We start from the raw sequence: 369 nt of genomic DNA, 5'->3' as shown, positions 1-369 counted from the left end.
TCTGTAAAGTACCAACTTGCTCAATCGTAATTTCCACTGTATCGCCAGCTTTCAGCAAATTAGGTGGGTTCATACCAAAGCCTACACCAGCTGGAGTTCCTGTCGCAATGACATCACCTGGTTCTAATGTCATTCCTTTAGAGAGTGTGGAGATAATTTCATCAATCGGAAAAATAAAATACTTTGTATTCGATTGCTGACGGATTTCCCCGTTAACTTTCGTCTCAATATTTAATTGATGCGGATCTTCAATTTCATCAGCTGACACAATCTGTAAAGTACCAACTTGCTCAATCGTAATTTCCACTGTATCGCCAGCTTTCAGCAAATTAGGTGGGTTCATACCAAAGCCTACACCAGCTGGAGTTC

At 40.9% G+C, this 369-nt stretch carries 1 protein-coding gene; it reads right to left on the bottom strand.

The window, feature by feature from the left end; all coding sequences use genetic code 11:
* A partial coding sequence (locus tag CK486_RS17800) for a fumarylacetoacetate hydrolase family protein (RefSeq protein ID WP_177434014.1) occupies nt 1-369 on the bottom strand: 369 nt, incomplete at both ends.

The organism is Pseudomonas sp. HAR-UPW-AIA-41, assembly GCF_002304225.1.
GTDB lineage: Bacteria > Pseudomonadota > Gammaproteobacteria > Pseudomonadales > Pseudomonadaceae > Aquipseudomonas.
The sequence above is the reverse complement of the archived record's forward strand: the minus strand, read 5'-3'. Positions and strand labels throughout refer to the sequence as shown.